Origin of the sequence: Kitasatospora sp. NPDC127111 (genome assembly GCF_042677465.1) — a bacterium.
Taxonomy (GTDB): domain Bacteria; phylum Actinomycetota; class Actinomycetes; order Streptomycetales; family Streptomycetaceae; genus Kitasatospora.
The window spans coordinates 251975-271835 of the sequence record NZ_JBHXTG010000001.1 but is presented as its reverse complement, the minus strand read 5'-3'; the positions used below and the strand labels follow the sequence as shown (position 1 = coordinate 271835).

General features: G+C 74.8%; 15 protein-coding genes. 5 read left to right on the top strand and 10 right to left on the bottom strand.

The genetic code is table 11. From position 1 onward, the window contains the following. Nucleotides 1–57: 57 nt before the first annotated feature. From sucD to ACFVHB_RS01310, 5 genes are all read right to left on the bottom strand, one after another. Nucleotides 58–939, bottom strand: coding sequence for a succinate--CoA ligase subunit alpha (gene sucD, locus ACFVHB_RS01330; RefSeq protein ID WP_238862938.1), 882 nt, complete (start codon nucleotides 937–939; stop codon nucleotides 58–60). 19 nt (nucleotides 940–958) lie between these two features. Then, nucleotides 959–2131, bottom strand: coding sequence for an ADP-forming succinate--CoA ligase subunit beta (gene sucC, locus ACFVHB_RS01325; RefSeq protein WP_380314154.1), 1173 nt, complete (start codon nucleotides 2129–2131; stop codon nucleotides 959–961). 406 nt (nucleotides 2132–2537) lie between these two features. Next, nucleotides 2538–3713 (bottom strand): VWA domain-containing protein, encoded by a 1176-nt coding sequence (locus tag ACFVHB_RS01320; RefSeq protein ID WP_380314153.1) that lies wholly within the window; start codon nucleotides 3711–3713, stop codon nucleotides 2538–2540. Between the two features lie 27 nt (nucleotides 3714–3740). Beyond that, on the bottom strand, nucleotides 3741–6074 hold the full coding sequence (locus tag ACFVHB_RS01315; protein WP_380314152.1) for a DUF5682 family protein: 2334 nt from the start codon (nucleotides 6072–6074) through the stop codon (nucleotides 3741–3743). A 43-nt stretch (nucleotides 6075–6117) separates the two neighbouring features. Next, nucleotides 6118–7200 (bottom strand): AAA family ATPase, encoded by a 1083-nt coding sequence (locus tag ACFVHB_RS01310; protein ID WP_380314151.1) that lies wholly within the window; start codon nucleotides 7198–7200, stop codon nucleotides 6118–6120. A gap of 178 nt (nucleotides 7201–7378) precedes the next feature. On the opposite strand from ACFVHB_RS01310, the gene ACFVHB_RS01305 reads away from it, so the two are divergent. Both ACFVHB_RS01305 and ACFVHB_RS01300 read left to right on the top strand, forming a co-directional pair. Beyond that, nucleotides 7379–8686 carry an SWIM zinc finger family protein gene (locus ACFVHB_RS01305; RefSeq protein ID WP_380314150.1) on the top strand — a complete coding sequence of 436 codons (1308 nt, stop codon included), beginning with the start codon at nucleotides 7379–7381 and terminating at the stop codon, nucleotides 8684–8686. Between the two features lie 38 nt (nucleotides 8687–8724). Further along, the gene (locus ACFVHB_RS01300) at nucleotides 8725–10320 is read left to right on the top strand and encodes a DUF5691 domain-containing protein (RefSeq protein ID WP_380314149.1); all 1596 of its coding nucleotides are present in this window, start codon (nucleotides 8725–8727) and stop codon (nucleotides 10318–10320) included. Between the two features lie 76 nt (nucleotides 10321–10396). Here ACFVHB_RS01300 and ACFVHB_RS01295 read toward each other — a convergent pair whose 3' ends face one another. Continuing rightward, entirely contained in the window at nucleotides 10397–10804 is a 408-nt protein-coding gene (locus ACFVHB_RS01295) for a cobalamin B12-binding domain-containing protein (RefSeq protein ID WP_380314148.1), read from the bottom strand. A gap of 313 nt (nucleotides 10805–11117) precedes the next feature. On the opposite strand from ACFVHB_RS01295, the gene ACFVHB_RS01290 reads away from it, so the two are divergent. After that, nucleotides 11118–11912 (top strand): M23 family metallopeptidase, encoded by a 795-nt coding sequence (locus tag ACFVHB_RS01290; RefSeq protein WP_380314147.1) that lies wholly within the window; start codon nucleotides 11118–11120, stop codon nucleotides 11910–11912. 16 nt (nucleotides 11913–11928) lie between these two features. Here the strand turns inward: ACFVHB_RS01290 and pcrA are convergent, their stop codons facing one another. The 3 genes from pcrA to ACFVHB_RS01275 form a co-directional block, all read right to left on the bottom strand. Next, nucleotides 11929–14571: a DNA helicase PcrA gene (pcrA, locus tag ACFVHB_RS01285; RefSeq protein ID WP_380314146.1), complete on the bottom strand. Its 2643-nt coding sequence runs from the start codon at nucleotides 14569–14571 to the stop codon at nucleotides 11929–11931. A 101-nt stretch (nucleotides 14572–14672) separates the two neighbouring features. Then, nucleotides 14673–15350 (bottom strand): LuxR C-terminal-related transcriptional regulator, encoded by a 678-nt coding sequence (locus ACFVHB_RS01280; RefSeq protein WP_380314145.1) that lies wholly within the window; start codon nucleotides 15348–15350, stop codon nucleotides 14673–14675. Beyond that, nucleotides 15343–16806, bottom strand: coding sequence for a PspC domain-containing protein (locus ACFVHB_RS01275; protein WP_380314144.1), 1464 nt, complete (start codon nucleotides 16804–16806; stop codon nucleotides 15343–15345). Before ACFVHB_RS01275 ends, ACFVHB_RS01280 begins: the two co-directional genes overlap by 8 nt. Nucleotides 16807–16939: 133 nt before the next feature. On the opposite strand from ACFVHB_RS01275, the gene ACFVHB_RS01270 reads away from it, so the two are divergent. Further along, the gene (locus ACFVHB_RS01270) at nucleotides 16940–18397 is read left to right on the top strand and encodes a PspC domain-containing protein (RefSeq protein WP_380314143.1); all 1458 of its coding nucleotides are present in this window, start codon (nucleotides 16940–16942) and stop codon (nucleotides 18395–18397) included. Next, a complete protein-coding gene (locus ACFVHB_RS01265; protein WP_380314142.1) occupies nucleotides 18394–18603 on the top strand; it encodes a hypothetical protein in 210 nt (69 codons plus the stop codon). Before ACFVHB_RS01270 ends, ACFVHB_RS01265 begins: the two co-directional genes overlap by 4 nt. 159 nt (nucleotides 18604–18762) lie before the next feature. On the opposite strand, the gene ACFVHB_RS01260 is transcribed toward ACFVHB_RS01265, so the two are convergent. Then, nucleotides 18763–19851, bottom strand: a complete 1089-nt coding sequence (locus ACFVHB_RS01260) for a ubiquinol-cytochrome c reductase iron-sulfur subunit (protein WP_380314141.1) — start codon at nucleotides 19849–19851, stop codon at nucleotides 18763–18765. Between the last annotated feature and the right edge of the window lie 10 nt (nucleotides 19852–19861).

Genomic DNA, 19861 nt, shown 5'->3' with positions numbered 1-19861 from the left:
AGAACGCGAGCGCCCCCGCCCGGAGTCCGGGCGGGGGCGCTCGACGAGCGGGTGGCGTCAGCCGATCAGCTCGCGCGCCAGGCGGGCGGTCTCGGACGGCGTCTTGCCGACCTTGACACCGGCGGCCTCCAGGGCCTCCTTCTTCGCCTGGGCGGTGCCCGAGGAGCCGGAGACGATGGCGCCGGCGTGGCCCATGGTCTTGCCCTCGGGGGCGGTGAAGCCCGCGACGTAGCCGACGACCGGCTTGGTGACGTGCTCGGCGATGTAGGCCGCGGCACGCTCCTCGGCGTCGCCGCCGATCTCACCGATCATGACGATGAGCTCGGTCTCCGGGTCCTCCTGGAACGCCTTGAGGGCGTCGATGTGGGTGGTGCCGATGACCGGGTCACCGCCGATGCCCACGGCCGAGGAGAAGCCGATGTCGCGCAGCTCGTACATGAGCTGGTAGGTCAGGGTGCCGGACTTCGAGACCAGACCGATCTTGCCGGAGCTGGTGATGTCGGCCGGGATGATGCCGGCGTTCGACTGTCCGGGGCTGATCAGGCCGGGGCAGTTCGGGCCGATGATCCGGGTCTTGTTGCCCTTCGAACCGGCGTACGCCCAGAAGGCGGCGGTGTCGTGCACCGGGACGCCCTCGGTGATGACGACGGCCAGGCCGATCTCGGCGTCGATGGCCTCGACGACGGCGTCCTTGGTGAACTTCGGCGGCACGAAGATGACGGTGACGTCGGCACCGGTCTTCTCCATGGCCTCGGCGACGGTGCCGAAGACGGGCACCTCGGTGCCGTCGACGTCGACCGTGGTGCCGGCCTTGCGCGGGTTCACGCCGCCGACGATCTGGGTGCCGGAGGCGAGCATGCGGCGGGTGTGCTTCATGCCCTCGGAGCCGGTCATGCCCTGGACGATGACCTTGCTGTCCTTGGTAAGGAAGATAGCCATGGTGTGAAAGTCCCCTTCCTTACTTGTTGGCCAGCTCGGCGGCGCGGTCGGCCGCACCGTCCATGGTGTCCACCTGCTCGACCAGCGGGTGGTTGGCGTCGGTCAGGATCTGACGACCCAGCTCGGCGTTGTTGCCGTCGAGGCGGACGACCAGCGGCTTGGTGACCGCCTCGCCCTTCGACTCGAGCAGGGCCAGCGCCTGGACGATGCCGTTCGCGACGGCGTCGCACGCGGTGATGCCGCCGAAGACGTTGACGAAGACGGCCTTGACGTCCTCGTCGCCGAGGATGATCTCCAGGCCGTTGGCCATCACCTCGGCGGAGGCGCCGCCACCGATGTCGAGGAAGTTGGCGGGCTTGACGCCGCCGTGCTTCTCGCCCGCGTAGGCGACCACGTCGAGGGTGCTCATGACGAGGCCCGCGCCGTTGCCGATGATGCCGACCTGGCCCTCGAGCTTGACGTAGTTCAGGCCCTTGGCCTTCGCCGCCGCCTCGAGCGGGTTGGCGGCGGCCTTGTCCTCGAGCGCCTCGTGCTCGGGCTGACGGAACTCGGCGTTCTCGTCCAGGGAGACCTTGCCGTCGAGCGCGATGATCTTGCCCTCGCCGGACTTGATCAGCGGGTTGACCTCGACGAGGAGGGCGTCCTCCTCGATGAAGACCTTCCACAGCTTCTGCAGGACCTCGGCGACCTGGTCGGCGACCTCGGCCGGGAACTTCGCCGCGGCGACGATCTCGGCGGCCTTCTCCGGGGTGCAGCCCTCGTTGGCGTCGACCGGGATCTTCGCGAGCGCGTCGGGGTTCTGCTCGGCGACGACCTCGATCTCCACGCCGCCCTCGACGCTGGCCATGGCCAGGAAGGTGCGGTTGGTGCGGTCCAGCAGGAACGAGACGTAGTACTCGTCCTTGATGTCCGCGGTCTGGGCCAGCATCACCTTGTGAACGGTGTGGCCCTTGATGTCCATGCCGAGGATCTGCTCGGCCTTGGCGACGGCGTCCGCCGGGTCGGCGGCGAGCTTCACGCCACCGGCCTTGCCTCGGCCACCCACCTTCACCTGAGCCTTGACGACGGCACGGCCGCCGAAGCGCTCGGCGATGGCGCGAGCCGCTTCGGGGGTCTCGATGACATCGCCGTCAAGCACGGGCACGCCGTGCTTGGCGAAGAGGTCCCTCGCCTGGTACTCGAACAGGTCCACGTGTTTGTCCTTGTTCGTGGTCGCGGATTGTGTCTCTACGAGCGTGCCACGGCAGGATCTTCGCTGCGGGTCGTCGGGGCGGTGCGGGTACGCAGAGATACGGCCTTGCGGCCCACACAGCCACGGGCGCACACGTCAATCAACACGCGCGTCACGTCCGTCTGGCAGGTTATCCCCGGACGACGGGAGTGTTTCGCCCGGGACCGGCCCGTCTTGGGTGAGAACCGTCACAGACAGCCTACGGCCGCGGCTCGCCCGGCCGGCCCCGCGGGCGGGCGGATCAGGGCTGCGGGGCGGCCCGGTTCCCCCGTCCGGGTGAACCCGCGGGCCGGGGGTCCACGCGCCTCCGGCCCGCCGGGGGGGTAGCGCTCCGCCTGGGGTCCACGCGCCTCCGGCCCGCCGGGGGTCAGCGCTCCGCCTGCTCCGGCACCGGGATCGGCCGCTTCTCGATCGCCGCCGCCATGATCTCCGGGAACGCGTCGGGGGTGCAGGCGAACGCCGGGGCGCCGAGCGCGGCCAGCGCCGCGGCGTGCGCGTGGTCGTAGGCGGGGGCGCCCTCGTCGGAGAGCGCGAGCAGCGCGATGAACTGGACGCCGGCCGCCTTCATCGCCGCCACCCGCTTGAGCATCTCGTCCCGGATGCCGCCCTCGTAGAGGTCGCTGATCAGCACCACGATCGTCTCGGACGGTCGGGTGATCCTCGACTGGCAGTAGGCGAGCGCCCGGTTGATGTCGGTGCCGCCGCCGAGCTGCGTGGCGAACAGGACGTCCACCGGGTCGGTGAGCTGCTCGGTGAGGTCGACCACCGAGGTGTCGAAGACGACCAGCCGGGTGTCCAGGGACCTCATCGAGGCGAGCACCGCCCCGAACACCGCCGAGTGCACCACCGAGGGGGCCATCGAGCCGGACTGGTCGATGCAGAGGATGACGTCCTTCTTCACCGCGCGCTGGGCCCGGGCGTAGCCGACCAGCCGCTCGGGGACGACGGTGCCGTGCTCGGGCAGGTAGTTCTTCAGGTTGGCCCGGACGGTGCGGTCCCAGTCGATGTCGCGGTGGCGCGGGCGGTTCACCCTGGCGCTGCGGTCCAGCGCGCCGCCCAGGGTGGCCCGGGTGCGGTCGGCGAGCCGGCGCTCCAGCTCGGCGACCACCTTGCCGACCACGGCGCGGGCGGTCTCCCGGGTGGTCTCGGGCAGTGCGTGCTTGAGCGAGAGCAGGGTGCCGACCAGGTGGACGTCGGGCTCGACGGCTTCGAGCATCTCCGGCTCCAGCAGCAGCCGGTCCAGCCCGAGCCGGGTGACGGCGTCCTGCTGCATCAACTGGACGACGGTGGTCGGGAAGTACTCGCGGATGTCGCCCAGCCAGCGCGCCACCTGGGGCGCCGAGCCGCCCAGGCCGGCGCCGCGGCGGCCGGCCCGCCCGGCCCGGCCCTCCTCCGGCGCCCCGCGGTACAGCGCGGCGAGCGCGCCGTCCATCGCGGCGTCCCGGCCGCGCAGCGTGCAGCCGGTGCCGTCCGCCTCGCCGCCGAGCACCAGCCGCCAGCGGCGCAGCCGTTCGTCGGCGGCGGGGGTGGGGGTCACTGCCATTGGATGCTCCTTCTGCACGAGGGGTGGTCAGGTGTCGCGGCGATCGGCCTGTTCGGGGATCCGGGCCGGGACCGCGGGGTGGAGCGGGGCGGCGGGGTGGACCGGGCCGCCCGGCAGGCCCAGCAGGGTGGCGACCACCGGCAGGGCGGCGTCGGCGCGGGCCCGGTCCAGCTCGGGGCCGCCGCGCTCGTCCGCGGCCGGTTCGCCGCCGAGCGGGCCGGCCGCGACCCGGCTGCCGATGGTGCTCCGGACGCCCGCCTCCAGTGCGGAGAAGGTCCGGCGCAGCAGCGGCAGCACGTCGGTGAAGGCCTCGGCCGGTACCGCCGTCAGCCAGCCGTCGAGCAGGCCCAGCAGGCGGGGGTCGTGGAGCAGCAGGGCACCGCCGCCGGTGAGGAAGCCCTCGACCCAGCCGGCCGCGTCCGCCGGGGCGTTGGCGGCCGAGAGGACCAGGCCCATCCGGCGCCCGGCCTCCTCGGAGTCGAGCCGGGCGTCGTCCAGCAGCAGCCGGACGGCACGGCCGCGCAGCAGGCCCGGGACGCCGGTGGCCGGGCCGCCGGCGGGTTCGCGGCGGGCGAGGGACCGAAGGGTGGCGGCCCAGCGGTCGGCGAGGTCGCCGTCCGGGGCCAGCAGACCGATGGCGCCGTGCACCTCGTCCAGGTGACCGCGCATCGCCGCGGCGCCGGCCGCGTCCAGCCCGGTGCAGGCGGGCGGCAGGCCGACGCAGATCCGGTCGGCGAGGCCGGCCGCGACCTCGCCGAGCGCGCCGTGGTCGGTGCCGCGGACGTCGCCGTAGCGCAGCGCGCGGACGAGTGCGGGGAGCGCGCGGGCCAGGTGCGCCACGTCGGTGTCCAGCGCGGCGCGGTCGGCGAGCACCCGCATCACCGCGGGCAGGGCGCCGCCGAGGCCGGCGAGCAGGCAGGTCTCCACCAGGCCGGTGAGCTCGGCGAGTTCCGCCGCGGCCCGCGCCGTGCCGACGGCCTTGCCGGTGGCCGCGTCCTCGACCGTGGTGCCCCACTGGGCCGCCTCGGCGATCCGGACCGCGAACTCGGGCTGCCAACAGAGCCGCCAGCTCTCCCGGAAGGTGCCGGTCGAGTTCACCGCGGACCGGCTGGGCACGCCCCAGTCGATGCCGAGCAGCCGCAGCCGGTGCAACAGCCGGGAGCGGGCCGCGTCGGTCTCCTTGCGCAGGTCCAGGTCGAGCTCGCGCGGTTCGGCGTCCGGCTTCAGGCGCAGTGAGCGCTGCAGCCGGGTGACGTCCCGCTGGAGGGGCACCGCGGGGGCGCCGTCCGGGACCTCGCCCAGCGCGTCGCCGATCACCAGCCGGTCCCGCACCAGGGCCAGGGCGACGTCCGAGCCGTCGCACATCACCGAGCGGACGGCGTCCAGCGTCTCGGTCAGGCCGGCCAGCGGGCGGCCGCGCATCACCGCGAGCGTCCGGGCCAGCCGGACGGACTCGATGACGTGGGCGGAGGAGACCGGGTGGTCCTCGGCCCGGAGCAGCTCGGCCGCCCTGGTCAGCCACTTGGGCAGCGGGTCGCCGGGCTCGGTGAACAGGTGGTGGTACCAGCCCGGGGAGACGATCCCGGCGCCGTAGCCGCTGGCCTGGGCGAGCCGGCGGTGCGTCCACGGCACCCAGGTGATGTCGGTCCTCACCTTCTTCGGCAGGCCGGTCAGCAGCGCCCGGTCGTGCGCGACGGTCGGCATGGCGGCCAGCGCGGGGACGTGGAAGGCGCCGCAGACCACGGCGATCCGCCGGTGCCCGGCCCGCCGGGCGGCCCGGATCTGCTGGCGCATGTACGCCTCCCGCAGGTCGTCCCGCCGGCCGGCGCCGCCGGTCACGCCCTCCTCGCGCAGCGCCGTCATCGCCTCGGCGACCGCGGCGAACGGGGCGAGCGCGTCGGCACCGGGCGAGCGGTGCTCGATGACGTCCTCCCACCAGCGCTCGGGGTCGTCGTGGCCGGCCGCCTCGGCGAGCAGCCCGATCGGATCGGCCGGGTGCTCCGCGCCGGCACCCCCGTCGGCGTCCGCGTCGTCCGGGGCGAGGCCGTAGGCGGCCGGCAGGTCGATGAAGCGCACCGGCAGGCCGGCGTCCAGCGCGTAGCGGATCGCCACCCACTCCGGGGAGAACTCGGCGTACGGCCAGAAGGCGGCCCGGGCCGGGTCGTCCACGGCGTGGGCGAGCAGGGCGACCGGCGGCACCATCTCCTTCTCCGCCGCCAGCCCGACGATCGGGTCGGCCTCCGGCGGGCCCTCGATCAGCACCGCGTCCGGCTTCAACGACTCCAGCGCGGCGGCCACCGCGCGGGCCGAACCGGGGCCGTGGTGCCGGACCCCGAGCAGCGTGACCTCCGACGAACCCATGCGTCCTCCCTCCTCGAACCTCGAACCTCGAACTGCAGTGGAATCAGCGGGCGTTCTCGCGGGCGGCCCGGTAGAAGTCCTTCCAGCCGTCGCGCTCCCGGACCACGCCCTCGACGTACTCGTGCCACACCACCCGGTCGGCCGCCTGGTCCCGGACGACGGCGCCGACCACGCCGGCGGCGACGTCGCCGGCCCGCAGCACGCCGTCCCCGAAGTGCGCGGCCAGTGCCATCCCGTTGGTCACCACCGAGATCGCCTCCGCCGTCGACAGGGTGCCGCTCGGCGACTTGAGCTTCGTCCGGCCGTCGACCGTGACGCCGCTCCGCAGCTCGCGGAAGACGGTGACCACGCGGCGGATCTCCTCGGCGCCGCCGGGCAGTTCGGGCAGCTCCAGCGAGCGGCCGAGCTGGTCGACCCGGCGGGTGACGATGTCGACCTCCTCCTCCAGCGAGCCGGGCAGCGGCAGGACGACGGTGTTGAACCGCCGGCGCAGGGCGCTGGACAGCTCGTTCACGCCGCGGTCCCGGTCGTTGGCGGTGGCGATCAGGTTGAAGCCCCGCACCGCCTGCGTCTCGGCGCCCAACTCCGGTATCGGCAGGGTCTTCTCCGACAGGATGGTGATCAGGCTGTCCTGCACGTCGGCCGGGATGCGGGTCAGCTCCTCGACCCGGGCGATCTTGCCGTCCGCCATCGCCCGCATCAGCGGCGACGGCACCAGCGCCTCCCGGCTCGGCCCGTTGGTGAGCAGCTGCGCGTAGTTCCACCCGTACCGGACGGCCTCCTCCGGAGTGCCGGCCGTGCCCTGCACCAGCAGCGTCGAGTCCCCGCTGATCGCGGCCGCGAGGTGCTCCGACACCCAGGTCTTCGCCGTCCCCGGCACACCGAGCAGCAGCAGCGCCCGGTCCGTCGCCAGCGTGGTCACGGCGACCTCGACGACGCGGCGCGGCCCGATGTACTTGGGCGTGATCACGGTGCCGTCCGGCAGTTCGCCGCCGAGCAGGTAGGTGGCGACGGCCCACGGGGACAGCCGCCAGCGCTCGGGGCGCGGACGGTCGTCGTGCGCGGCCAGTGCGGCCAGCTCGGCGGCGAAGGCGTCCTCCGCGTGCTGTCGCAGAACGTCGGTCATGGAAGGGCTCCTTCGGGTCGGCCGCCGGACACGGCTGTGGCGGGCGGCGAGGTGATCGGGGGGAGCCAGGTCGGCGTCCCGGCCTGCGACGACCACCCTGCACCGGGCCACTGACAATCCTGACCGGACCTCAGTTCGACCACCGGGACTGTCAGTCCCCACGCCTACCGTCGTCGGCATGGAGGAACGCTGGAGCACCGAACACGTCCTGTCCCTGGCGCCCGACGCCGCCTCGCAGAAGGCCGCGGGCAAGCTGTCCTCGCCCGCCCCCTGGTCGGCCACGGGCACCGACGGCAGCGCGCTCTGGGGCGAGTGCAAGGGCAGCGGGAAGACGCCGTACCGCACGGTGGTCGAGCTGGCCGCGCCCGCCTACCAGTGCAGCTGCCCGAGCCGGAAGTTCCCGTGCAAGCACGCGCTCGGGCTGCTGCTGCTCTGGAGCGGCACCCCCGGGGCCGTCCCGGCCGGCGAGCCGACCGACTGGGCGTCGGAGTGGCTCACCGCCCGGCGGGAGCGCGCCGAGCAGCGCGCCGCCAGGCCCGACCCGCCCGCCGACCCGGCCGCCGCCCGCCGGCGCGCCGAGAAGCGTTCCGCCCGGGTCGCGGCGGGCGCCGCCGAGCTGCGGCTGCGGCTGACCGACCGGATCCGCCACGGCCTGGCCGACCAGTCCACCGCCGGCCGCTGGGAGGAGGTCGCCGCCCGCATGGTCGACGCGCAGGCGCCCGGCCTCGCCACGCGCGTCCGCGAGCTCGACGCCACGCCCCAGCACCGCCTCCTGGAGGAGTACGCCATGCTCCACCTGCTCGCCACCGCCGCCACCCGGGTCGACGAACTGCCCGCCCCGCTGGCCGCCACCGTCCGGGCCCGGGTCGGCTACACCACCGACACCGCCGAGCTGCTGGCCGGCCCGACCGTCCGCGACCGCTGGCACGTCCTCGGCAGCCGCGACACCTCGGACGACCGCCTCACCACCCGCCGGGTCTGGCTCCGCGGGGCCAAGACCGGCCGCCCCGCCCTCCTGCTCGCCTTCGGCCGCCCCGGCCAGGCCCCCGACCTCGCCGTGCCCACCGGCCACGTGCTGGAGGCCGAACTCGCCTTCCACCCCGGCGCGCGGCCGCTGCGCGCCGCCCTCGGCACCCGCTACGGCGCCCCCGAGCCCGGCCCCGCCGCGCCGCCGCCCGGCCTCAGCCCCGCCGAGGCCGTCGCCGCGTACGGCACCGCCGTCGCCGACGACCCCTGGCTCGACTCCTGGCCCACCGTCCTCACCGACGTCGTCCCCGTCCTGACGCCCGAGGGCTGGCACCTCACCGACGGCCGGCACACCCTCCCGGTGCGCCGCGCCGCCACCTCCGAGGCGGCCCTGTGGCGGCTCGCCGCCGTCTCCACCGGCCGCCCGCTCACCGTCTTCGGCGAACACGGCCACCAGGGCTTCGCCCCGGTCACCGCCTGGGCCGCCGACCACCGCCCGATCGGCCTCAGCACCCCCTGACACCCGGCCAGCGCCCCCACCACAACTCAGGAGCCCACGTGCCCGACCCCTGGGAGTCCCTCCACACGACCGCCCTCCTGGGCACCGACCGCCGCCCCCTCCCGCCGCCGGACCGGGCCGGCGACTCCCCCGCCCACCAGGCCGTCGACCGCACCGACCCGGCCACCGCCCTGCTCGAACTCGCCGCCCTGGAGACGGTCCGCCGCCGCGCGGGCGCCCTGCCCGCGCCCGCCACCGGGCCGCTCGCCGATCCGGCCCCCGAGGACGGGCGCCCCGAACTCCCCGCCCCCGCCGCCCGGCGGCTCTCGCTGCTGCTCGGCACCCGCGGCAGCGGCGCCGCCGCCACCCTGGCCAACCTCCCCGAGCTGCTGCCGCAGTGGCTCGTCACCGCCCGGGCCCGCGGCCACCGCCCGCCCGCCGTGCTCGTCCCGGCCCTGCTCGACGCCGCCCGCGCCCGCAGCGAGCTGCGCCCCGACGCGGTCGCGCTGGCCGGCCCGCTCGGCCGCTGGCTGGCCGCCCGGAACCCCGACTGGCGCTTCGTGCTGCGCACCACCGCCGAGACCCCCACCGGGGCGGCCGCGCCCGGAGACGACCACCTCTGGCACGAGGGCCTGTTCGCCGAACGGGTCACCCACCTCACCCTGCTCCGCCGCACCGATCCGGCCGCCGGTCTCGCCCTGCTGAGGAGCACCTGGCCCACCGAACGCGCCGAGGACCGCCTGCTCTTCCTGGACGCCCTGCAGGAGGGTCTCTCCCTCGCCGACGAGCCCTTCCTGGAGGCCGCCCTCGGGGACCGCAGCAAGAACGTCCGCGCCACCGCCGCCGAGCTGCTCTCCACGCTCCCCGGCTCGACGCTGGCCGGCCGGATGGCCGAGCGCGCCCGCGCCGCCGTCCGCCTCTCCGAGCGCGGCACCCACCTGCTGGTCACCCCGCCCGCCGAGTGCGACGCGGCCATGCAGCGGGACGGCATACCGCTCAAGTCCCCCACCGGGCGCGGCGAACGGGCCTGGTGGTTCGGCGAGGTGATCGCCGCCGCGCCGCTCCCGCTCTGGCAGGCGTCCACCGGGCTGAGCCCCGACCGGCTGCTCGCCCTGCGGGTCGGCGACAGCATCGACGAGACCGACAGCAGCTGGGCCGACGACCTGCGCGAGGCCTGGGCCAGGGCCGCCGTCCGCCAGCAGGACGCCGAGTGGGCCCGGGCGCTGCTCGGCCCGCCGCCCGCCCCCGCGCCGGACCACCGCCGGGCCCGCCCGCCGCGGGCCACCGGCGCCCCCGCCAAGCTGCTCTCGGTCCTGCCGCCGGAGGAGCGCGCCGCCTGGACGGCCGCGTTCATCGAGGTGCACGGCCTCGGCGAGGCCTTCCAGTTGCTCGGCGCCTGCGCGACCCCGTGGACCCCGCCGCTGTCCACCGCCGTGGTCGCCGCCCTCGCCCGGGCGGCCGCCTCCGGCGCCTACCCGTGGAGCCACAGCGGGGTGCTCGGGATGACGGAGCGCGCGCTCGCCCCGGAGACCGCCGCCGCGGTCGAGGCCCTGGCCGCCGACACCGCGCCCGCCACCGCCTGGGCCGAGACCTTCGCCCGGCTGGCCGGCACGCTGCGCTTCCGCGAGGCGATGCTCGCCGAGCTCGGCGCCTGAGCGCCCCGGGCCCGGTCCCGGAAAACGGCCGGGCCGGTACGGGGGCGTGTCCCCGTACCGGCCCGGTGGCACGTCCTCAGCTCGCGGCGCGCAGGTTCGCCTCGACCCAGGCCACCACGTCCCGGGTCGGCGTGCCCGGGGTGAAGATGTCCGCGACGCCCATCGCCTTGAGCTCGACGATGTCCTCGTCCGGGATGATCCCGCCGCAGAAGACCTTGATGTCCTCCGCCTCGCGCTCCTTCAGCAGCTCCAGCACCCGCGCGCAGAGCGTCATGTGCGCGCCGGAGAGGACCGACAGCCCGATGCCGTCCGCGTCCTCCTGGATCGCGGTGTCGACGATCTGCTCGGGCGTCTGGTGCAGGCCGGTGTAGATGACCTCCATACCGGCGTCGCGCAGGGCGCGCGCGATGACCTTGGCGCCGCGGTCGTGACCGTCGAGCCCGGGCTTGGCGACCACCACACGGATCGGCCCTGACACACCCATCACTGCCTCCTGGACTTCGTCGTCCACCACCCCAGACCTCGTCGGGCACGGGCGCGGTTAACCAGCAATAACAAACCTGAGGGGAGGTTAGCGTCACCCGGCCCCACTGGCCGTGCCGCCCCTCAAGAGGAGGGGAAAATCACAGCTCCACCCCTTGCTACCAGTGGGTATACCCCGGCGGATCCGCCCGCAGCCCGCCGACTCCCCTCTTGACATCCGGACTTTTGTCCGGATGTCGGCGTTGCGGCTACAGTCTCGGCAGTTTTCCCTCGCCCGATGACGTGCCCGAGGCCAACCGAGGAGGCAGCCCCCGATGGCTCCCGACGCCGCCGCCCGCCCGACCCGGGCGGAGCTGCGCCTCGCCGCCCGCGAACAGTCGCGCGCCCAGCGCCGCGGCGCCGCCAAGGCCGCCACCCGGGCGGCGCTGCTGCGCGTCGCCCTGCCCTCGGTGGCCGCGCTCGGGGTGGCCGCGGCGGCCGCCGTCACCGTCCAGGGCGAGGCCGACCAGCAGCGCGCCCAGGCGGCCGGCCTGGTGCCGCGGCAGGCCGCAGCCGCCGACACGCCGGACAACACTCCCGCCCGGGCCGCCGCCCAGCAGGCCCTCGCCACCGGCGACGCCGGCCAGGCCTCCCGCGGCGACGCCCGCGAGCCGCTCTCCGGTGCCCAGCCCGCCGACGCCGCGGCCGCCCAGCCGAGCGCCGAACCGGCCGCGCCGAAGGTGGTCATGCCGGTGGCCCAGCACGGCCTGGGCGAGCTGTTCGGCGAGGCCGGCACCCACTGGGCCAACCGCCACACCGGCATCGACTTCCCGGTGGACGGCGGCTCCCAGGTCATGGCCGTCACCGACGGCACGATCCGCACGCAGTGGAACCCGGCGTACGGCTACATGTCGATACTGAAGATGTCCGACGGCACCGAGGCCTGGTACTGCCACCTGCGGGCGTACAAGGTCCGCAAGGGCCCGGTGAAGCAGGGCGACGTCATCGCCTTCGTCGGCAGCAGCGGCAACAGCACCGGACCGCACCTGCACTTCGAGATCCGCCCGCCCGGCAGCGGGCCGGTCGACCCGCTGCCGTGGTTCCTCTCGAACGGGCTCGACCCCCGCTAGGGCTTCTCCGCCGCCGCTAGAGCTTCTCCACCGGCGCGTACCGCAGCAGCAGCTGCTTGCGCCCCTCCGTCCCGAAGTCGACGGTGGCCTGCGCCTTGTCCCCGACGCCGGTGGTGGCCACCACCGTGCCCAGCCCGAAGGTGTCGTGGGTGACCCGGTCGCCGACCGCCAGCGCGACGACCTCCCGCTCGACCGCCGCGCCGCTCCGCCGCGCCGACTGCCCCCAGCCCGCCTTCGGCGCGGCCGCCGCCGCACCGCGCGCGGAACCACCGCGCGAAGAGCCGCCGGAGGACCTCCCGCCGCCCCAGGACGAGCCGGACGACCCCGAGGAGTACCCGCGCGAGGCCGGCACCGCGACGGCGCCGGTCCGCTTCCACTGCACCAGCGCCTCCGGGATCTCCTCCAGGAACCGCGAGGCCGGGTTGTACGAGGGCTGCCCCCAGGCGCTGCGCAGCACCGAGCGGGTCAGGTAGAGCCGCTCCCGCGCCCGGGTGAGCCCGACGTACGCGAGCCGCCGCTCCTCCTCCAGCTCCTTGACCTGGTTGAGCGCCCGCATGTGCGGGAAGATCCCGTCCTCCATGCCGGTCAGGAAGACCACCGGGAACTCCAGGCCCTTGGCGGTGTGCAGGGTCATCATCGTGATGACGCCCTGCCCCTCGGCGTCCTCGTCCGGGATCTGGTCGGAGTCGGCGACGAGCGCGACCCGCTCCAGGAAGTCGGCCAGCGAGCCGACCGGCGGCGCGCCCTCCTCGTCGGCGTCCGGCCGCTCGCCCGGGTCCTGCTCGTACTCGAGGGCGACGGAGGCGAGCTCCTGCAGGTTCTCCACCCGGGTCTCGTCCTGCGGATCGGTCGAGGACTGCAGCTCGGCGAGGTAGCCGGTCTCCTCCAGCACCGCCTCCAGCACCGCGGCCGGCCCGGCGCCCGACTCGACGACCTGCCGCAGCCCGGCCATCAGCTGGTTGAACTTCTTCACCGCGTTCGCCGAGCGCGCGGCCATCCCGTACGCCTCGTCGACCCGCAGCAGCGCCTGCGCGAAGGAGATCCGCTCGCGCGAGGCCAGCGCGTCGATCATCGCCTCGGCCCGCTCGCCGATGCCGCGCTTGGGCACGTTGAGGATCCGGCGCAGCGGCACGGTGTCCTCCGGGTTGGAGAGCACCCGCAGGTACGCCAGGACGTCCCGGACCTCCTTGCGCTCGTAGAAGCGCACCCCGCCGACCACCTTGTACGGCAGGCCGACCCGGATGAACACCTCCTCGAACACGCGGGACTGCGCGTTGGTCCGGTAGAAGATCGCGACGTCGCCGGGCTTGGCGTCGCCCGCGTCGGTCAGCCGGTCGATCTCGTCGGCGATGAACTGGGCCTCGCCGTGCTCGTCGTCCGCGACGTAGCCGACGACCTTCTCGCCGTGGTCGCCGGCCGTCCAGAGCTTCTTCTCCCGCCGGTTGGCGTTGCGCTCGATGACGGCGTTGGCGGCGCTCAGGATGGTCTGGGTGGAGCGGTAGTTCTGCTCCAGCAGGATGGTGGTCGCGTTCGGGTAGTCCTCCTCGAACTGGAGGATGTTGCGGATCGTCGCGCCGCGGAAGGCGTAGATCGACTGGTCCGCGTCACCCACCACGCACAGCTCGGCCGGCGGTACCTCGGCGAGGTGCGCGGCGGCCGGGTTCACGAACTCCCCGTCCGCGGTGCGCTTCGGCGCGGCCGCGACCGAGCCCCCGCTCAGCTCGCGCACCAGCATGTACTGGGCGTGGTTGGTGTCCTGGTACTCGTCCACCAGGATGTGCCGGAACCGCCGCCGGTAGTGCTCCGCGACGTCGGGGAAGGCCTGCAGCAGGTTCACCGTCGTCATGATGATGTCGTCGAAGTCGAGCGCGTTGGCCTCGCGCAGCCGCCGCTGGTAGAGGAAGTACGCCTCGGCGAGCTTCTTCTCCATCGGGTTGGCGGCCTGGTCGGCGAAGGTCTCCTCGTCGATCAGCTCGTTCTTCAGGTTGCTGATCTTCGCGGTGAAGGACTTCGGCGGGAACTGCTTCGGGTCGAGGTCGAGGTCCCGGCAGACCAGGGACATCAGCCGCTGCGAGTCCGCCGAGTCGTAGATCGAGAACGACGAGGTGAAGCCGAGCAGCTTGGACTCGCGGCGCAGGATCCGCACGCAGGCGCTGTGGAAGGTGGAGACCCACATCGCCCGGGCCCGCGGGCCGACCAGCTGCTCGACGCGCTCGCGCATCTCGCCGGCCGCCTTGTTGGTGAAGGTGATCGCCAGGATCTCGCCCGGCTGCACCCCGCGGGCGCCCAGCAGGTGGGCGATCCGGTGGGTCAGCACCCGCGTCTTGCCGGAGCCGGCGCCGGCCACGATGAGCAGCGGCGAGCCCGCGTGCAGCACCGCCTCGCGCTGCGGGTCGTTCATCCCCTCCAGCAGCTGTGCCGGGTCGACCACGGTGCGGGCGGCGCCGTTGCGGTACCAGGCGTCCCGCTCGGCCTCGGCGGCGTGGTCCGTGTGGAACAGCCCCTCGGGGATCGCCTCCTCGTACGCGTCGTACGGGACGTCGTCCTCGAACGGCGGCGGCTCCTCGTCGATGGGCGCGGCGGCGGGCTGCTGCTTCGACCCGGCGGCGGCGGGTGCCTCGAAGCCGGGGAGCGGGAGGTCGTCAAAGAGGCTACTCATGGCACATCGAGTCTATGGCCCCGCACCGACAAGCCCGCCCGGCCGCGGAGGACCGGACGGGCGGTGGGCCGGGCGGGGCCCCGCGGGCGGTGGCCCGCCGGTCAGACCAGGCGGCGGGCGGTGGCCCAGCGGGTCAGCTCGTGCCGGTTGCTCAGCTGGAGCTTGCGCAGCACCGCCGAGACGTGGCTCTCCACCGTCTTCACCGAGATGAACAGCTGCTTGGCGATCTCCTTGTACGCGTAGCCGCGCGCGATCAGCCGCAGCACCTCGCGCTCGCGCTGGGTCAGCCGGTCGAGGTCCTCGTCCACCGGCGGGGTGTCGGTGGCGGCGAAGGCGTCCAGCACGAAGCCGGCCAGCCGGGGCGAGAACACCGCGTCGCCGTCCCCGATCCGGAAGATCGCGTCGACCAGGTCGGTGCCGGTGATGGTCTTGGTGACGTAGCCGCGCGCACCGCCGCGGATCACGCCGATCACGTCTTCGGCGGCGTCGGAGACCGACAGCGCCAGGAACTTCACTCCTCCCGGCTCCCCCATCAGCCCGGCCGAGCGGCGCAGCACCTCGACCCCGCCGCCGCCGGGCAGGTGGACGTCGAGCAGCACCACGTCGGGCCGCGTCTCGGCCACCACCCGGACCGCCGACTCGACGTCGTCGGCCTCGCCGACCACGTCGATGCCGGTCGCCTCGGTGCGCCCGATCTCGGCCCGCACCCCCGTCCGGAACATCCGGTGGTCGTCGACCAGCACGACCCGCGCGGTACGGTCCGGCGCTGCCTCAGTCATTCGTTCTCTCCATCTCCAGCTCGACCTCGGTGCCGCCGTCCGGCGCGGGCCGCACCCGTGCGGTGCCGCCGTTGCGCTTCATCCGGCCGAGGATCGACTCGCGAACGCCCATCCGGTCCTCGGGCACCGTGTCGGGGTCGAAGCCGGGTCCGTGGTCGCGGACGAACACCATCACGGTCCTCCCCTCGACCTCGGCGTAGACCTGGACCGGTCCCCCGCCACCGTACTTGGCCGCGTTGACGGTCGCCTCCCTCGCGGCCTGCATCTGGGCCGCGATCCGCTCGTCCATCGGGCAGTCGCCGACGATCACCAGCTCGACCGGGACGCCGTGCCGGTCCTCGACCTCGGCGACCACCGCGCGCAGGCTCTCCGCCATGGTGTCCGGCGCCTCCTCGGCGGCGGCCTCCGGGCGGTAGAGCCACAGCCGCAGCTCGCGCTCCTGGGCCCGGGCGAGCCGGAGCACCTCCTTCGGGTCCTCGGCCCGGCGCTGGATCAGGGTGAGCGTGTGCAGCACCGAGTCGTGGACGTGCGCGGCGATCTCGGCCCGCTCCTGGGCGCGGATGCGGGCGGTCCGCTCGGCGCCGAGGTCCTGCCACATCCGCAGCGCGTACGGGCCGACCAGCACCAGCACGCCGGCCAGCACCGCGAGCGAGGCCTCGATGACCGAGCCGATGGTCGAGCCGCTGCCCTGCATGGCGAGGAAGGCGATGGTGCCGGCCACCACCAGCAGCACGCCCGCGCCCACCCGGGTGTAGGCCCCGCGCCGCCGCTCGCCCTCCTCCAGGCCGAACCAGCGCTGCCAGCGGGAGTCGTCGGCCTGCCGCCAGACCAGCGCGACGCCGACGCCGACGGCCAGCAGCGGCCAGGTGTACGGCCGGGCGGTCTGCACGCCGAGCGCGTTCAGCAGGGCGATCAGCCCGATCACGACCATGACGAGCGCGGCGAGCTGCCACAGCCCGCCCTGGCGCTTGGCGGCCGCCGGGAGCGCCGTCCCCCCGTCGGGCACGGCGGGCTCGCCCTGGAGGGCGTGCTGCAGCAGCTCGCGCAGCCGGCCGATCCGGCCGCGCCGGCCCTTGCTCAGCTCCGCGCCGGAGGCGCCGGAGGCCTGCCACGAGCCGGCCGGCACGAAGGCCCCGTTGACGTACACCCAGCGGGCGCCGCCGCGCTGCGCGGGCTCGCCGATGCCGATCGGCACCACGAACCAGAACGCCGCGTACAGCAGCGCGCCGATCCCCTGGGCGAAGAAGAGCAGCACGAAGGCGATCCGGACCCAGCGGACCGGGAGCCCCAGGTGCACCGCGAGCCCGTGCGCGACGCCGCCGAGCATCCGTCCCTGCGGGCTCCGGTAGAGCCGGCGGTACGGGGGCCGCTCGTCGCCGGGGACGGTCGGATCGGCGCCCGCGGCGGGCGGGGCGTCGGGGACGAGCGGACGGGGATCGGTACCGGGGGCTGCCACGCCACCGATGGTTCCACGCGCCCGGTCCCGGGCGCATCAGGGTCGGTCCCTACCCGTTCTCAGGGACAACTCAGGGTACGGACAGGGCCGGGACCGGTTGGGCGGGCGTCCGGGAGCCACCAGGATGGGGGGCATGACCGAAGACCACCGCATCCGGGCGGCCGGGCCGAGCGCCCCGCCGGCGCCGGACCGCCCCCCGCTGAACCGGACCGAGCACCACCGCGTGGTCGCCGGCGTCTGCGGCGGCCTGGGCCGGCACCTGGACATCGACCCGGTGGTCTTCCGCGTGGTGACGGTGGTGCTCTGCCTCTCCGGGGGCCTCGGCCTCTTCCTGTACGGGCTGGCCTGGCTGATCATCCCGACCGAGCCGGTCGCGGACGGCAAGGGCGGCGGCCGGCCCGGCCGGACCGAGCTCCAGCGGGTGCTCACCGGCCGGGTGGACGGCCAGTCGGTCGGCGCGGTGCTGCTGACCGTGATCGGCACCGGCGTCTTCTTCGCCTCGATGGGCGACGGCGACCAGCTGTTCCCGATGCTGCTGCTCGGGGCGCTGGTCTTCCTGGCGGTCCGCTACGACCCGGAGCGCCACCACAACCGGCAGCGCGGGCGCCGGCGCGGCCGGGACCACCACCGGCACGGCCCGTACGACCGCGCCTTCCCCGAGTCCGAGCCGGCCGCCCCGGCCTACTCCTGGTCGCCGACCGATCCGGACGGGACGGCGGCCCGCGAGCGGCACGCCCGGGAGCGGGCGGCCGGCACGGTGCCGGCCGACACTCCGCACGCGGGCCCGAGCGGCTACCTCTGGGACCCGCGCCACCCCGAGCGCAACCCGTACGGCGAGGCGGGCGCCGCCCCGCACGGCGCCACCGCGACGCCGCCCGGCGGCCCGGCCCAGCCGTGGTGGCAGCGCACCGACCTCCCGCAGGGCGACCCGCTGCGCAAGGGCGGCCCGGCCGCCCCGCCCCGGCCGCCGGTGGTGGTGCGCCACCGCGAGCGCTCCCCGCTCGGCGTGATCGGGCTGATGCTGGCGGTGGGCGCGGCCAGCGCGGTCTGGTCGGCGTCGGCCCACGGCGACGCCAAGGTGACCGGCACCGTCCTGGCGACCGCCCTGCTGGTCGTCGGGCTGACGCTGCTGGTCGGCGCGAAGTTCGGCCGCGCCCACAAGCTCGTCGTGCCGGGCCTGCTGCTCACCCTGGCGCTCGCGTTCGCCCACGGATCGTCGTACTCGGTCAGTGACGCGGTCGGCGACCGCGACTGGAAGGCCGTCTCGGCGGCCGAGCTGGAGTCGCGGTACGCGCTCGGGCTCGGCGACGCCCGGCTGGACCTCGGCCGGCTCGACCCGGCCGGCGCCACCCTGTACAGCACCGTCGAACTCGGCGCCGGCCAGCTGACCGTCGTGGTGCCGCCGGACGTGACGGTGAACCTGCGGACCACGGCCGGCCTGGGCAACGTCACGGTGCCCGGGGAGGACGAGGTCAGCGGTCACAGCTCCCGCAGCTTCCGGCTGACCCCGGTGAACGGTCAGGCATCCAAGGGCACGCTCGACCTGAAGCTGACGGTCGGGCTCGGCGACATCAAGGTGGTCCAGTCGTGAGGAAGCACCAGCTCGATCTCTTCTCGCTGATCGCAGGGGGGTTGTTCACCGTGATCGCGGTGCTCTACCTGGTGGCGGCGGTGAACGACCTCTCGGTCAACGGGCGGATCGTCATCCCGGTGACCTTCATCGTGCTCGGCCTGGCCGGCCTGGCCGGTGCGGTCGCGGCGGTGGCCCGGCGCGGCCGCACCGACTCCGAGGGCTGAGCGGGGCCGGCGCCGCGTCGGGCCCCGCGGCGCCGCCCGGCGCTGCGGCGGGGCTCAGCGCGATGGGGCTCAGCGCGGCGGGGCTCAGCGCGGCGGGGCTCAGCGCGGCGGGGCTCAGCGCGGCGGGGCTCAGCGCGGCGGGGCTCAGCGCGGCGGGGCTCAGCTCTGCAGCGGCCCGAGGTTCAGCTTGTCGCCGTCCTTGGTGACGGCGTACTTGGGCAGCGGCTTGGTGGCCGGGCCGTTGACCACCGCGCCGGTGGCCGCGTCGAACCGGGAGCCGTGGCAGGGGCAGTACAGCTGACCGTTCTTCGGGGCGTCGACGGCGCAGCCGGAGTGCGTGCAGACCGCGGAGAAGGCGCAGTACTGGCCGGCCTTGGGCTGGACGATGTAGACCGCGTCCCCGGTGGCCGGGTCCTTGACCTGGGCCGAGCCGCCGACCGGGACGCTCGCCGCGGCCACCGAGACCGGCGGCCCGGCCGGCGTCCTCCCGGCGGGGGCCGGGGCGGCGGACGGGCCGGCGGACGGGCCGATCGCCTTCTTGTCCCGCCCGAAGGTGGCGGTCAGCGAGCCGGTGAGCAGCCCGGCGCCGCCGATGGCGACGGCCGCGATGCCGCCGTCGACCAGCGACCGCCGGCGGACGTGGTCCTCGCGCAGCCCCCGCGCGCGGTCCCGGGCGGCCCGCCGGGCCAGGTAGCCGTCCAGCGAGAGGTACGGGGTGCCGGCCAGCACCAGCGGGGTCCAGGCCATCAGGTAGGCGAGGTCGTTGCCGAGGTAGTACGGCGAGACGTTCCAGCTGACGGTCAGCCAGAGGCTCAGGTTGATCAGGGCGCCGCCGAGGGCCGCGAGCCGGCCCCAGAGGCCGAGCAGGGTGCCCAGGCCGACCGCCAGCTCGCCGAAGGCGACGGCCAGCGCGAACAGGGTCGGCGCGTCGAGGGCCGGGCCGAGCAGGAAGGAGATCGGGCTGGAGCCCTTGACCGCCTGGGTCTGCGAGACGAAGGAGGCCGGGTCGGCGGCGCCCGCCAGGTAGTGGTTGTCGGCGAGCTTGTCGAGCGCCGCGTAGACGAAGGTGACGCCGAGGAAGAGCCGCAGCGGCAGCAGCGCGTACCGCGAGGCCAGGGCCCTGCGCCGGGCCGCCCGCTCGGCTCTGCCGTCCGGGTCGGTGCCGTTCGCCACCGCACCGCTGCCCGCCACCGCTCCGCCGGTCTCCACGGAGCCACCGGCCTCCACGGGGCTGCTGACCTCCGTCATCCCTCACACC